Annotated in this window: 11 protein-coding genes; all 11 read right to left on the reverse strand. The window is 64.1% G+C overall.

Annotation, left to right across the window (positions count from 1 at the left end; genetic code table 11):
* Window positions 1-78 precede the first annotated feature (78 nt).
* On the reverse strand, window positions 79-786 hold the full coding sequence (locus JAB4_RS00635; protein ID WP_070219670.1) for a transposase: 708 nt from the start codon (window positions 784-786) through the stop codon (window positions 79-81).
* Between the two features lie 297 nt (window positions 787-1,083).
* Window positions 1,084-1,764, reverse strand: coding sequence for a response regulator transcription factor (locus JAB4_RS00640; protein ID WP_034753797.1), 681 nt, complete (start codon window positions 1,762-1,764; stop codon window positions 1,084-1,086).
* A gap of 136 nt (window positions 1,765-1,900) precedes the next feature.
* Entirely contained in the window at window positions 1,901-3,031 is a 1,131-nt protein-coding gene (locus tag JAB4_RS00645) for a PAS domain-containing sensor histidine kinase (RefSeq protein WP_070219672.1), read from the reverse strand.
* A 49-nt stretch (window positions 3,032-3,080) separates the two neighbouring features.
* Window positions 3,081-6,185 carry a DEAD/DEAH box helicase gene (locus JAB4_RS00650; RefSeq protein WP_070219674.1) on the reverse strand — a complete coding sequence of 1,035 codons (3,105 nt, stop codon included), beginning with the start codon at window positions 6,183-6,185 and terminating at the stop codon, window positions 3,081-3,083.
* A 209-nt stretch (window positions 6,186-6,394) separates the two neighbouring features.
* The gene (locus tag JAB4_RS00655) at window positions 6,395-6,883 is read right to left on the reverse strand and encodes a YbjN domain-containing protein (protein WP_227742071.1); all 489 of its coding nucleotides are present in this window, start codon (window positions 6,881-6,883) and stop codon (window positions 6,395-6,397) included.
* A 25-nt stretch (window positions 6,884-6,908) separates the two neighbouring features.
* Window positions 6,909-7,598 carry a hypothetical protein gene (locus JAB4_RS00660; protein ID WP_070219678.1) on the reverse strand — a complete coding sequence of 230 codons (690 nt, stop codon included), beginning with the start codon at window positions 7,596-7,598 and terminating at the stop codon, window positions 6,909-6,911.
* 6 nt (window positions 7,599-7,604) lie between these two features.
* Complete coding sequence (locus JAB4_RS00665; protein ID WP_070219680.1) at window positions 7,605-9,341, reverse strand: putative porin; 1,737 nt, start codon at window positions 9,339-9,341, stop codon at window positions 7,605-7,607.
* A gap of 37 nt (window positions 9,342-9,378) precedes the next feature.
* Window positions 9,379-10,095: an energy transducer TonB gene (locus JAB4_RS00670; RefSeq protein ID WP_227742072.1), complete on the reverse strand. Its 717-nt coding sequence runs from the start codon at window positions 10,093-10,095 to the stop codon at window positions 9,379-9,381.
* A gap of 10 nt (window positions 10,096-10,105) precedes the next feature.
* Window positions 10,106-10,516: a biopolymer transporter ExbD gene (locus JAB4_RS00675; RefSeq protein ID WP_034753784.1), complete on the reverse strand. Its 411-nt coding sequence runs from the start codon at window positions 10,514-10,516 to the stop codon at window positions 10,106-10,108.
* Between the two features lie 13 nt (window positions 10,517-10,529).
* A complete protein-coding gene (locus JAB4_RS00680; RefSeq protein ID WP_070219682.1) occupies window positions 10,530-12,308 on the reverse strand; it encodes a MotA/TolQ/ExbB proton channel family protein in 1,779 nt (592 codons plus the stop codon).
* Between the two features lie 56 nt (window positions 12,309-12,364).
* Window positions 12,365-14,002, reverse strand: coding sequence for a ShlB/FhaC/HecB family hemolysin secretion/activation protein (locus tag JAB4_RS00685; protein ID WP_175444819.1), 1,638 nt, complete (start codon window positions 14,000-14,002; stop codon window positions 12,365-12,367).
* Window positions 14,003-14,037: the final 35 nt, after the last annotated feature.

The raw sequence follows: 14,037 nt of genomic DNA on the forward strand, positions 1-14,037 counted from the left end.
TTTAATAGGGACATAGTCGAAGCCATTTCAATAAAACGTCAGAAAGAAACCATTTTTTGTTTTAAATGCGAATACCTTTCAATTGGGGGCGGACTCGGCCACCGTTTTGCGGGGGCGGCCGCGCTTGGCGGGCAGCACTTGCCGCTGCATTTTCTGCTCCAGCGCCTGCTTGAAAGCGTCGGAACCAAGCGGCCAGCCCTTCAAAACAGCCTGTTCCACGGTTTTCACCTCGCTGCTGCCCAGTCCCTGCTCGAACAGGCGCAGATAGGCCGCCTCGCGGTCGAACGGCGTATTGCCCAGCGCCCAGTACAGCGCATGGTCGGTGATGACGGGATCGGGCCGCACACCGGCGTGGTGGGCATAGCTGGACCAGCTGTAATCGAGCGCCTGACCCGCCAACCCCGTTTGCACGGGCACGCATTCCAGGTAACGGCAGCAAGTAAGGAAGAAATTGTCGGGATCGATGACGGAAGTTTTGTAGCGTCCCTGCCACAGCGCCCCTTCACGGCCGTATTTCTGGTTGAAATACGGCACGTAATAGCGCCCCAGCCACTGCATCAGCTGTCCCAGGCCCGTCGCATCGGCTGGTGTCGCCAATAAATGTAGCTGATCTGGCAATAAAACGTAGGCATGGATGGCCACCTTGAACATTTTCGCGCCCGTTTTCAGCCAGGACAGAAATTGGGCATAGTCCGCCGCGTCCTGGAACACGCTCTGGCGGTTGCTGCCGCGCTGGATCACGTAATGGGGCAGTGCGGGAATGATGAGGCGGGGCAAACGGGCCATGGCAAAATCGAAAAGTGAAGGCTAAGGCCTTGATTTTACACACTTGCGAGCGCAGGACGTGACTCTGACCCTGTTTTATTTGAAATGCTGGAAAAAGCGATTGACTCTGTCCCTGAATTGTCCAGCAGGAGACTATGCACCTTCGCAGGCGGCAAGTTGGTAGTCCCAACGACCACCATGATCAAGGCAACTATCAATTTTCCACTCCTTGCGCAGCCAGAGAGCGGCACTGGCCAGTGCAACGATCAACAACAGGCCAGATAGGAATCGCCGTTTCATGCTGGCCGCCTCTGGCAGTCAGGACAGGTTAAAACTGGCCGACAGGCTGTAGCCCTCGCCATACGCGCTGCGCAGCGGCAAGTCCTGGCCCAGGCCCGTCTTGGCTTTCTTGCGCAGGCGGTACACGAGCATGTCGACCCGGCGGCCCGCATCGGGATCTTCGCCGCCCATGCCGGCCACGATGACGTCGCGCGGCACGGGGCGGGTATTGATGGTCAGCAGGTGCAGGAAGTTGAATTCCTTTTCCGTCAGGGCGATGACGGCGCCCATCAATTCAAGTTGGCGAGCGCTTACTTTCAATGTCCACTTGCCCGGCTCGGGGACGGGATCTTGCGGGCCTACGCGGCGGTCGAGCGCCTCGATGTGGGCAGCCAGTTCGGGGAATTTGATCGGCTTGGTCAGATAATGGTCGGCGCCCAGGCGCAAGCCGAGGATGCGGCTGTCGAACGCGACGCGTCCCGTCAGCACCAACACGCCGATCTGCGGATACAGCTGGCGCATGCGGGGGATGACGTTGAAGCCGTCCTCATCGGGCAAGCCCAGGTCCAGCACGACCACCCCGACATTGCCATGGCTCAACGCCGTCCACATCCCGCCAGCGGAGCTGGTGATATGCACTTCGTGTTCGAGCTCAACGAGAAACTCCGCCATGTCTTCGGCGTAGTCCAGATTGTCTTCGACGATCAGTATTTTCGTCATTGCAACGCCATTCTTCCATTAGTGAGCTACCGTGGGCAAACCATGCCATTCACTTCTGCACCATGATGGACGGCACAATAGGTTTACGTCAAGGAATTATCACGGTTGCCTTCAGCGGAAGCAACTTTTTTCTAGTCTAGCCAGGAAGCGGCAGCCAAATGCGGAAAATAGCCCCGCCTTCGGGCAGATTATGCCCCTGCAAACTCCCCCCATGCACGTCCACCACGGCGCGCGCCATGTACAGGCCCAGTCCCGCACCGGCATGCGTCGCATCGGTTCCACGGAAACCTTTCTCGAACAGCTGCGCCAGTTCTTCTTCCCGCAAGCCGGGTCCCGCATCGCGCACGCACAGCGCCACGCCGCCTTCGGGCACCAGCTTGCCCGACACGGTGATGCTGCTGCCCGGCGGGCTGAACTTGACCGCGTTGTCGAGCAGGATTTTCAGGCACAGGGCCATACCGGGCACGTCGCAGCGCAGCCGGGCCGGCAAGTCTTCATCGAGTTCCAGCTGTACGCGGTGACTGGCCGGCACGGTGGCGGCCGCCTGCTGCAACAAGGCCAGCGGCGCGATGCCGTCGGCCGCCCGCTCGCGGCCGATGGCCGCCATGCGTTCGGGCGACAAATAGTCGTCGATCATGGCCAACAAACGGTCGACGGCCGTCTGAATTTTGACATAGCGCTTGCGCGTGGCCTCGTCGGCCTCGTTCGATGTCGAGACGAGGCGCTGGATGGCGCCGTCGATGGTGGCCAGCGGCGTGCGGAATTCATGCGACAGCATCGAGGCGAAACGCTTCTGCTCCTTTTCCCGCTCGGCTTCCTGCGCGTGGGCGGCGCTGACGTCGCGCACCGTGCCGACGATGGTGATGCCCCGTTCCCTCGCCGATGGGGGCACGATGGTCGAGCTGATTTCCAGCGCCAGCAGGCGGCCGTCGGCGTGCGGCAACTCCACTTCGCGCAGCAGGGTCAAACGGCTGGTGTCGCCATCGCGCCAGCGCTGCAGCCGGGCCGGCACGTCCGCCGCCAGGCGTGCCGCGTGTTCACGCAAGGCTGCCTGGTCGTAACCGGTCAGGCGTTGCGCCGCGGGGCTGATGTAGCGTAATTCGAGGGTGGTGGCGTCGAGCAGGAAGGCCGCGTCGCGCCCATGTTCGGCCAGCAGGCGGAACGTCGCTTCGCCGGCGCGCGCGCGCAGCAGGGCGCGGCGCAACTGGACGAAGCGCAGCGCCATGAGGACGGCGCCGGCAAGCAGCAGAAGGAAAATAGGCAGCATGCGTTATACCTGGCAACAAAGAATTGCCAAGTATAAGCGTGCGCTGCCCTTAATCTTCCAGCGGGGCGAAAATCTGCTGCAAGTCTTCCTGCGTGAGGGCCATCTTCTGCGATTCGCCTTCGGCCAGGATCGATTGCGCCAGCTCCGATTTCTTTTGCTGCAGCAGCTGGATTTTTTCTTCCAGGGTGCCCTTCGCAATCAATTTGTAGACGAACACGGGCTTGTCCTGGCCGATACGCCAGGCGCGGTCCGTGGCCTGGTTTTCCGCCGCCGGATTCCACCACGGATCGTAGTGGATGACCGTGTCGGCCGCCGTCAGGTTCAGGCCCACGCCGCCCGCCTTCAGGCTGATCAGGAAGATGGGCACGGCGCCCTGCTGGAAGGCCGCCACTTGCGCGCCCCGGTCCTTCGTCTCGCCCGTCAGCAGCGCGTAGGGGATATCGCGCGATTCGAGCTCTTCCTCGATCAATTCCAGCATGCTGGTAAATTGCGAGAAGACAAGGATCTTGCGTCCTTCGTCGAGCAAGTCTTCCACCATCTGCATCAGGTCGAGCAGCTTGGCCGAACCGGCCGACTGCTTCTTCGCCGGCAGCGATTTCACCAGACGCGGGTCGCAGCAGACCTGGCGCAGTTTCAGCAGCGCTTCGAGGATGACGATCTGGCTGCGCGCCACGCCCTTCTTGTCGATTTCTTCACGGACCTTTTGATCCATCGCAAGACGCACGGTTTCATACAGATCGCGCTGCGGCCCCGTCAATTCCACCTTGCGCACCATTTCCGTTTTCGGCGGCAATTCCTTGGCCACATTGTCCTTCGTGCGGCGCAGCAGGAACGGTTTGATGCGGCGGTTCAGCAGCATGCGGCGCAGCGGATCGTCCTGGCGCTCGATCGGGTGGCGGAACTGCGTATTGAAGGTCTTCTCGTCGCCCAGCAAGCCCGGCAGCAAGAAGTGGAATTGCGACCACAGTTCGCCCAAATGATTTTCCAGCGGCGTGCCGGACAAGCACAGGCGGTGGCGCGCGCGCAGCAGGCCCGCGCTTTGCGCCGCCTTGCTGCGCGTATTCTTGATGTAATGCGATTCGTCGAGGATAACCAGGTGGAAATCGTGCTCGCGCAAGGTTTCCTCGTCGCGCGGCAACAGCGCGTACGTGGTCAGCACCAGGTCGCACTGGTCGATCTGGTCGAATTGCTGGGCGCGGTCCTTGCCTTGCAGCAGCAACACCTTCAGGCTGGGTGCGAACTTGGCCGCCTCGTCCTGCCAGTTGCCCATCAAGCTCGTCGGTGCGATGACGAGGGCCGGATGCGTAAGGCGGCCTGCTTCCTTTTCCACGAGGATATGCGCCAGGGTTTGCACCGTTTTACCTAAGCCCATGTCATCGGCCAGGATGCCCGCCAGGTCGTGGTCGCGCAGGAATTGCATCCACGCCAGGCCGTCGGCCTGGTAATCGCGCAAGGTTGCCTGCAGGCCCGCGGGCGCCGCCACTTTTTGCACGGAACCGAACTGGCTCAGCTTGCGGCCCATGGCGCGCAGCTGTTCGCCGCCCGTCCACTGCATGTCCAGGCCCCGCGCCAGCTCTTCCAGGCGCGCCGCATCGAGTGTCGACATGCGCACGGCACGCTTGATCTTGTCGCTGAAATACAGCTCGCCCAGCGTGTTCAAAATCGGACGCACGCGGCCCCACGGCAGGGCGACGCGCGTGCCGTCCGGCAAGGTTGCCAGCATCTGGTCATCGTCCGCATGTGCTTCGATGACTTTCGGATTGAAATCGTTGGGCGCGTTGCGGATCAGCTGCACCAGCACGGGCAGCAGCGGCACGCGCTCGTGGTTGACGACGATGCCCAGTTCCAGCTCGAACCAGGCGTTGCCGCTGTCCGGATCCTGGTCATCGATTTCCGCGTACCAGTCGCCCACGTCGCTCACGTCGTAGCGGTACTTGGCCGTCTTTTCCACGATCCAGCCCTGCTCCAGCAAGGCGTCGATGCCGGACTCGGCAAAACGCAGCCATTCCGCCTGGGAAGGCAGCAGCAAGGCGCCCTTCAAGCCGCTCAAGGGAGCCGAGCCCGGCTTCTTGAATTGCAGCTCGGCCAGGGTAGCCAGCGCGCGCGCTTCATCGACCGTATTTCTCTGGATAATTTCCGTCACCTCGCCCACTTGCCGCACCACGCGCTGCGACGGGTCGAACGAGACTCTTTCGCCATCGTAGTCGTAGGACAGCACGGCGAAGTCGCTCCAGCGCTGCAGGCTGCCATCGGCCAGCATGGCGCTGTCCAGCAGCAACACCGGTTGCGCCGGCACGTCCTTGCGCAAGCGCTGCGGCAACGGTTGCGGCAGCGGCATCAGATGCTGCAAGCCTTGCGCCAGCAGCAACTGCGACACGCGCACCTTGTCGTTCGCATTCAGGGGCGGCGCCTGCGCCACCAGCGCCTGCAGGTCGGCCAGGGAAATGTCGGAGCCGCCCTGGTTCAGTTCCAGCACGCCGCACGACAGATTGTCGATGTACCACGGCGGATCGGTGGGCAGCATGTAGTCGATCTGGTCGGCGCCATGGTGCTTCGCGCCTTCCGGCGGGTCCACTTGCCAGCCCAGGCGCATGGTCTTGCCTTCGTCGCGCCAGAACAGGCGGGCGGGACGCACGGGACCTTCCTTCAACGGATACACGAGACCATTGCCCACGTCGGCCCAGGAATTGGCCCACAACAATTTATCCTGCTCTGCCAGCATTTTCAGCAGGGCCGCACCCACCTTGCCCTTCGGCTCCGTGGCGCTGCCCGTCTGCGAATTCTGCCCGCTGCGCATGGCCACGAAGAAACGCACGAGGTCTTCGTCGGCCGGCGTCAAGAACGTGGGCGGCGCCGACAGCAGGGAAAAGATTTCGCTGATGGGGGACGCCGCCGCCACATCGCCGTTCGGCCGCAGCCGCGCCTTGTACAGGCACAGGGCCACGTGGCGGCCGCCGCTGGTGGGCGCCAGCACGTAGATCAGGCGGTGCTGGTTGAGTTTGGGATCGGGCTCGGCAATCGTCAGCACGGCCTTCGGATGGGCGGCAGCCTCCACCCGCTGCAGCCAGGTGGCGACGGCATACGGCAAAGGCGCTCCCGGCGCGCTGGCCGGGGCAACTGGGGTTTCACTGGTTTCGTCGCGGGTAAAATCCATGGGGCGCATTTTTGTGTAAAGGTCGTATCCAAATCGGCAACAGGCAATATTATCCGCCATACAGGCGTTGCTGGCTTGATTCACACACGCTCTTTGAGCAGTTTTAATGCGCGATGCCTAAAAAATAAGTATTTAATACGACACTTGGGGTCCGCTGACGGCAAAAAAGGCCCGTCATGGGCCTTTTTTCGCCGCCTGTGGAGGGCTTATCAGGCCGGCACAGTTTCTTCTTCGGCCACGCTGGCGGCCTCGACTACCGGTGCCGTGCTCGTATCGGCCGGCGTAAAGTTGCGCAAAAACAAGAAGAACTGGCCCATCATCTGCGTCCACAGTTGCAGATTGATATTCAGGTACTCCTTGCTGACGCCGCCGGCAACCAGCACATCCATCTCCAGCACAACGAAATCGCCATGCTGGGCCACGCGGGCGAAACGCTTGCTGCGGTGCCATTCGGCCAGCAAACCGGCCGGCAAGTCGCCGCCCTGCACGCGCAGCGGGCAGCTCAGGGTCAGGTCCGCGTACTGGCCAGGCGCGGCTTCATTACCCCACAGCACCTGGAAACCGATGCCATGGCTGGCGCTGTGCAGGCGCACGACGCCGTCATGTTCGATGCTGGTGACGGCGCAGCCGGCCGCCTTGATGGCCTCGGCCGTTTGTTCCGCGTTCAGGGTGGTCAGCAAGCTAGTCGTGTTTTCCATCGTCATTCCATTCATTTCAAAAAGATTATTGGGGGGCCGGCGCGGGCGCGGCCGGCGTTTCTGTCTGACGCGCATCGAAGCGGCCCTGGTACAGCTGGTCGCCGTACTGCTGCGCGATTTGCTCAAGCTTGACCCGGCTTTGCGCGGCGAACGGCTGGCGCGCTTTCATGACGTCCAGCACGTCCAGGCTTTCATACGCCTGCAGGATCTCTTTCCCGGCCGCATACAGCTGGGCATTCTTGCTTTCGCAGCGCGCCAAGGCACTGCGCTGGGCCGTCACTTCGCCGTCCAGGCGCGCCCGCTCCGCTTCGATCTGCTTGCCCGTGGCGGCCAGCCGTTCGCCGGCCTGGCGGTACTGCGCCAAATTCGCGGTTGCCTCCTGTGCGGCGGCGGCGCTGCGCTGCTGCTCGGCGGCCAGTTTTTCCCGCTGCGCGCGTTCCTGCGCCAGCTGCGACTGGCTGCGCGCCAGCTCCTTTTTCACGCCATCGCTGGCAGGCGCCGCGGCGGCGGCGGGCGCCGCCTTGGCGGCCGGCACGCCCTTGGCTTTCAGCGCTTCCAGTTCGCCGCGCGTCTGCTGCAGCTGCGCCGTGACATTGCGCAACTCGGCACGCAAACGCTCTTCCATGCTTTGCCCTTTTTGCGCTTGGGCGGTGCCGGCGGCCAGCAAGCTCAACAGCAATAAAGGCAGGCGCATTTTGTTGGATATCAACATCATGGCTCCTTAAAAACGCGCGTTCAATTCGATTTGCAGGGTGTCGATCGACAGTGCCGAACCGAACACTTCGCGGCTCGACGTCCAGCGGCCGTTCAGCCAGGTATTCTTGTCGAGCGCATACGCGCCGCCGAGGTAGTAGCCGCGCGCATTCGTGCCGCCCAGATGGAAGGTGGAATCGTTGTAGGCGTCAGGCAAGGCGTCCGGTTCGATGCGCTTGTAACCGAGCAGCACGTTCCAGTCGCCGCGCGCCGCCGGGCTGGCCTTGCCCAGGGTCGCCTGCAGCATGTAGGCATTGCCGCCGCTCTTGAAATCAGCTTGCGAGACGCCGCCCGTGCCGCCGAAGTTATTCATGATGCCGCCCTTGGCGCGCGCCCACATTTCATTCTTGTCGTAGGCCATGTTGCGCACATAGTCGCCTTCGATGCGCAAGTCCGTGCCGCCCGCGACCTTGCTATCCCAGCGCGCATTCAGGTTGGCCAGGCGGAATTTCGACGCCAGGCCCACGAATTGCGGCTGCGGCGTATTGGCCGGATCGAGCGGGTTCAGGGCGATATTGCGCAGCAACATCAAGCTATTGCCCTTTTGCATGCTCGATGGACGCGACCAGTCCGTGCTGCAGCCATCGGCGCCTGCGTACAAGGCACACGGCTGCGAATACTCGCCGCTGATGTTGCGGAAGTTGTAGTAGGCCAGCGCACCGCGCAATTGATGGTCGCTATTGATCTTCCACGACGCGCCCACTTGCGCACCGAGCAGCCATTTGTTTTCGCTCGACATTTTTGCCTGGCTGCGGCTAGGCGCATTGTCGGACGAATACTCGAGCGGAATCAGGCCCAGGGTGCCGAACACGGTGACGTCCTTGCTCTCGCCGACCGGCTGCTGCACCTTGGCGGCGATGCCGTCGAAATTGAGTTCGCTGGAAAACAGTTCGTCGCCGGACACGAATGGATTGTCGAAGCGGCCCGCCGTCAGTTTCAGCCACGAAGCGGGCTGGTAGGACAGCCAGGCCTGGTCCAGCCAGATGTTCTTCTTGCCCAGACCGCCACCGAGGGTTTGCGTGGTCGATACCGGGCTGTCGTCATTGCCGCTGGCCAGGCGGATGCCCGCTTGCGTGGTATCAGAAATGTCGGCCAGGATACCGAGGCGGGCACGGGCGCGCAGCAAGTGCTTGCGGTCTTCGCGCGTGTTGAGCAACGCCGGCAGGGCCAGGTTGGTGTTCGAATTGACGTCGTAGCCGCTGCCGCTGTTGAGCGAGCGCCAGTCGATCTCGATATTGCTGTTGGCCATGTCGTAGTAGCGCGATTCGTAGCGTGCGCGCACGTCGCCTTCCAGGCGGATGCGCTTGGTCCAGGCCGGCGTTTCATTCGGCGCCGCCCAGCCGCCCGCTTTTGCTTCGGCCATGACCTGGCCCTTGATCTCGTCGCGGATCTGCTCGCGCACGGTTTGCGAAATATACGGCACGCGCACGTCGCCAGGCTGCACCTGCGCCAGGGCGGCCGGTGCGGCGGCCGGACGGGCTTGCGCCGCGGCCAGCGCTTCGCTCTGCGCCTGCGCCAGCAAGGCTTCGCCGGCATCCTTGTTCAGGGCGCCGCTCTGGATCAGGCCGCGGATCAGCTTGACCATGGTGCTGTCGGCCGGGACGGCCTGCGCCTGTACCGCGCCTGCCGCCACGCTCAGGGCGAAAGCGGCCAGCGCCAGCGGAAGGCGGCGCGCACGCTGTGGGGAAGAAAATATGAGGTTCATCGCTTCTTTCGGTAAAAATTAATATGAATTAAGGACGCTATGGCCTGCGGCCTTTAATGGATACCCGGGCCGGGAAACGCAGGGATGCCGGCGGCCGCTCATCGGCGCGGAAGTCGCGCACCATGGCCAGCACCTGCTCATCCGTCTGCGCATTGCCCGTGCCTTGCACCAGCTGCACTTTCGTCGCCCTGCCTTCCGTATCGAGCCACAGGTCGACGCGGATGTCGGCGAACGCCAGCTGGCGCGTGCGCGGGTCGCGGGCGAACGCCAGCTGCAGCGCGTTGGCGACGTAGCGGCCATACGATCCCGCGCCGAGTCCGCCGCCACCGCCGCTACCGCTCATGCCGCCGCCGCGCCCGGCCTGGATGCCGAACGCGTCGCTGCCGGCCTGCGCCGCGCCGTCGATGGTGACGGGGTCGCCCTTGTCCGGCGACGGGCTTTCCGGCGCGTCATCCATGGGCTTGTCGGCAGGCGTCGGTTCCGGCTCGGACACTTCCGGCACCACCTTGTCCGGTGTCGGTTCCGGCAATTTTTCCGGTTCCGGCGGCGGCGGTGGCGGCGGTGGCAGCATCAGCATCGGCGGCGCCGCCACTTCGCGCTTGGTGGCCGCCGTATCGGACAGCAAATACCAGACCAGCGCGGCCAGCGCAGCGGCCAGCAGCGCGCCGCCGGCCACGCCGCCCCAGCGGCGCCACCACTGCGCCGCGCCCGACGATTCCGAGCCGGCCGTCTTCATCATGTCGTCACGCTTCACCTTGCGCTCCTCATGCCGGCTTGCCGGTCACCAGGCCCACCTGGTTCAGGTCGATGCGGCGCAGCAGGTCCAGCACTTCGACCACCTTCGCGTATTGCACGGCGGCGTCGCCGCGCACGATCACGGGGAAGTCGGGCGTCAGCGCCTTTTCCGTGCGCAAGCGCTCTTCCAGCTCGGGCAGGGTGACGGGATAGGCGTCGAGGAAGACCTGGCCCGCGTTGTCGATGGTGATGGCCTTGGTCTTCGGTTTTTCCAGCGCCATGGCCGAACTGGCCTTGGGCAGGTCGACCTTGATGCCGGGGATGCTGGCGTTGCTGGTCAAAATGAAGATCACCAGCACCACCAGCAGCACGTCGACGAAGGGCGTGATGTTGATGCCGCCGCTACGCTTGCGGGGGGTAAACTTGGCGGAGGTGGCCATGGTTATGCGCCCCTCACGCCTGATGCAGCGCGGGACGCATCTGGCGTCCGTCGCCCTGCTCTTCCGCCAGACGCGTGGCGAATTCATCGACGAAGACGGCCATGTCGGCAACGATGGCGTCCGAACGCGAGGACAGCCAGTTGTAGCCGAACAGGGCGGGAATCGCCACGCCCAGGCCGGCAGCCGTACACAGCAGCGCTGCCGCCATGCCTGGCGCCACCGAGTTGATGTCCACGGCGCCCGCCATGGCCGCCACGACGAACACCAGCATGATGCCGATCACGGTGCCGAACAGGCCGACATACGGCGCGCCTTCGATGGTGGTCGAGAGCCAGATCATGCGTTTCGACATGCGTTCGCTTTCGCGCACCATCACGCCATCCATGGCGGCGCGGATGGCGCCGATGGTCGCGTTCGAGACGGCGTTCAAGTCGTAGCCGCGGTCGTGGCGGCGGCGCATCTCGTCGATGGCCACGTCATACAGACGCCACAGCGAGGAATCCGTTTTCACGGAAGCGCTCAGCTTGCCGTTGCGCGCCAGGTGATCGAGCGGCGCGCCGGCCGCTTCGTGGAACGACTGCATGAACTGGGCATTGGCGCGCGAGATGGCGCCATAGCTGCGGCCCTTGCCGATCATGATGATCCACGACAAGACCATCATCAGGCCCAGCACGCCGACGACGATCCACGCGTCGAGCGGCATGGCGGCGATGATGAAGCCGAAATGGCTTTTGCCGGCCTGCTGTTCATCGGCGCCAAACACGGCCAGGCGCGATTCGGAACCTTGCGAGACGGCGTCGGCCAGCAGCAGGGCGTCGGGACGGGCCGTGCGCGACAGGCGCAGCTCGTCGATGGCGCCCGTGAAGTTGGCCAGTGCGGCGCCGGCGGCGACCGGCGGCGCGTCGGTACCCACCGAGGCGGCCGTGCTGAATGCCGGCAGGGCGGTGGCCAGCGAGACGGCCGGACGGCCGCCCACGTACAGGGCCACATTGTTCTTGTCGGCCTTGACGGCCAGGTGCGACCATTGCGCGGCCTGGATAGGCTGGCCCGGCTTGCTGCGCTGGCCATTGACCTGCACGAAAGGCACGCCCTGGTCCACGCCGATCAGCAATTCATTGGCGCCGTCGCGGCGCGCATACAGCACTTGCTGGGCGCCCAGGCTGTCCGGACGCACCCAGGCGGAAAAGGTGAACGGCGCGCCGGCGGCCAGCGCCAGCGATGGCGAGGCGGGCAGCATCAATGGCGTGGTGCCCAGGCGGGCGCCGGCGCCGATGACGGAACCGTCGAGCGCCGGCACGGCCGTCTGGGCATGGTTGCCGTAGGCGGTGCTGTCGCGCGAGGGCACGCCCGGTTCGCTGAAGTGATATACGAGGCTGTAGTCGGGGTCAAACGTACGCTGGCCGTTGCCGGAGGCGGGCGCCTTCGGATTGCCGTAGTACATCCACAGCTGCTGCGGCGTACCGGCCGTCAGGGCCGGCACGTCGACCCAGATCAGGGCGATGCCCAAGAGCGGATTGAATTGCTCGATCTGGTGGTTCAGCACCGTTTTATCGTCGCCCGCCACGAAGCGCAGGTCGGCGCCGTTGTCGCTGACGCCTTCGAAGTTGAAGTTACCCGAATGCAAGCGCAGCAGCACGGGGATGCGGCCGGGATCGCCGCCCACCGCGCCCGCCTTCGGGCCGGCGTCGACGGTGACGGGTTTGCGGTAAGCCCAGTCGGGCTGCCACCAGGCATGCGCCAGGCCGGGAACGAGCGTGCCCAGGATCGTGAGCAGAAAAAGAAAACGTTGCATGACAGTGATTCTCCGAAGAAAAGTCTAAAAAAGTGCAGTGCTGTTGAGCTGGCCCGTCAGTAGCTGGCCGACAGGTTCAAATTGATGCGGCGCACGTGTTTGTGCGTGCGCGGGCCATCGCGCAGCGGATACGAAAAATCGATGCGGCCATTCAGGTAGCGCAGGAACTGGAAGCTGCTGTCCACGCCCACGGAGGCCAGGCCGAACAGGTCTTTCTGCTCGATCATCGGATCGCGCAGGCGCAGGCGCGCGCCATCGGCAAAAGCGAACAGGCGCCAGTTTTCCAGGCGGCTGAAATACGTCAGCTGAGGCGTACGCCATTCGACCGTGCCGGACACGCCGTAGTCGCCCGTCGCTTCGGCCGACAGGTAGCCGCGCACGGAATTGGCGCCGCCGGCGGCCATCTGCTCGCCCGACACGAGCGCCGCATCGGCCAGCTGGCCCGCCAGCTTGCCGTACAGCTGCGCGCCGCTGCCCAGGGTATAGGTGGCGTTGGCGTCGCCCTTCAGGACGAGGAAGCTGGGCGAGGCCTTGTAGCGCTTGTTGTCGTAGGCGGCGCTGTCGCTGCCGTAGCCGAACGAAGCGCGCGTGCCGGCCACCAGCGACAGGCCGAGGCCATACGTCGCCGCCTCCGTCTGCGCAAAGCCGTTATACGATACGCTCAGGGGCACGTACTTGAGCGGAATATTGCTGCCCGTGCCATTGAGCTTGAGCGCTTCCTGGTTATCCTTGAAATCGATGCCGGCAGAAAAACTGTGCCACCAGATGCCGCTGTTGGGCACCGTGTAGTTGACTTTCATGCCCAGCGCATGGCCCTTGCCCAGCACGCTGGTACCGCCCGTGCTGGCCACATTGCTGTTCGACTGGTAGCCGGTCGCTTCCACGCTCCAGCCCTGCGTGCCGATCGGCGCCACGTACGAGGCGGACCACACCTTGGTCTGGTTCAGGTCGCCCGGCGTGCCGAAAAAGCTGATGGTGGCGCTATGCCCGAGCTGCCACAGATTGTCGTGGCCGACCGACATGCTGGTACGCAATTTCTTCGTATCGGCGCTGTAATCGTTGTTCAAGCCCACGCTGGCGCGCCACGGGCTGCTGTCGTCCACTTTCAGGTCCACGTCCATGGTGCCGGGCAGGCTACCCTGCTTGACCAGCGGCATCACCTGGCGCTTGGGACCACGGTTCAGGGCCGTCAGTTCCACTTGCGCCTGCGTAAAGTCGGGCACCGTGCCTTCCGTCAGGGCCGGCACTTGCTGGCGCACGTCGAGCGGCGAGTTGTATTGCGCGCCGACCACGCGCAAGCGTCCCACCTTCGTTTCGCTCACCTGCAGCACCACCACGCCCTGCTCCACCTGCTGCTCCGGCAAGTCCACGTAGACGGACTGGTAGCCCCGGGATTGATATGCAGCAACGAGGGCGTCGCGCGCCCCTTCCACGTCCTTCAAAGTGCGGCCCGGCCCCAGGAAGGGCGTGACCGCCTCTTCGATGGCGCGGGCGTCGAGCACGGTATTGCCGCGCACCAGGTATTCCTCGATCGTCACTTGCCGTTCCGGCGCGGCCACGGGGGCCGCCGCCGGCACCGCATCCTGCGCGCGCGCCATGCCGGGCAACGCCAGCATGGCCAGGCACAGCATCGTCAAGGCGGTTGCAGGCGCCGCTGGCGGCACGCCCCTGCCCTTGGTTGTCATTTCACGCATCTTCCATTCACCTTAAAATCAAACGGTTGCCCTGT

The sequence above is a fragment of the Janthinobacterium sp. HH102 genome, from assembly GCF_001758625.2.
Classification (GTDB): Bacteria; Pseudomonadota; Gammaproteobacteria; order Burkholderiales; family Burkholderiaceae_D; genus Janthinobacterium.

Bases quoted from the DNA above. Each gene is read 5' to 3' on its own strand.
- JAB4_RS00635 (WP_070219670.1), bottom strand. From the start codon at position 786: ATGGCCCGTTTGCCCCGCCTCATCATTCCCGCACTGCCCCATTACGTG.
- JAB4_RS00640 (WP_034753797.1), bottom strand. From the start codon at position 1,764: ATGACGAAAATACTGATCGTCGAAGACAATCTGGACTACGCCGAAGAC.
- JAB4_RS00645 (WP_070219672.1), bottom strand. From the start codon at position 3,031: ATGCTGCCTATTTTCCTTCTGCTGCTTGCCGGCGCCGTCCTCATGGCG.
- JAB4_RS00650 (WP_070219674.1), bottom strand. From the start codon at position 6,185: ATGGATTTTACCCGCGACGAAACCAGTGAAACCCCAGTTGCCCCGGCC.
- JAB4_RS00655 (WP_227742071.1), bottom strand. From the start codon at position 6,883: ATGGAAAACACGACTAGCTTGCTGACCACCCTGAACGCGGAACAAACG.
- JAB4_RS00660 (WP_070219678.1), bottom strand. From the start codon at position 7,598: ATGATGTTGATATCCAACAAAATGCGCCTGCCTTTATTGCTGTTGAGC.
- JAB4_RS00665 (WP_070219680.1), bottom strand. From the start codon at position 9,341: ATGAACCTCATATTTTCTTCCCCACAGCGTGCGCGCCGCCTTCCGCTG.
- JAB4_RS00675 (WP_034753784.1), bottom strand. From the start codon at position 10,516: ATGGCCACCTCCGCCAAGTTTACCCCCCGCAAGCGTAGCGGCGGCATC.
- JAB4_RS00680 (WP_070219682.1), bottom strand. From the start codon at position 12,308: ATGCAACGTTTTCTTTTTCTGCTCACGATCCTGGGCACGCTCGTTCCC.
- JAB4_RS00685 (WP_175444819.1), bottom strand. From the start codon at position 14,002: ATGCGTGAAATGACAACCAAGGGCAGGGGCGTGCCGCCAGCGGCGCCT.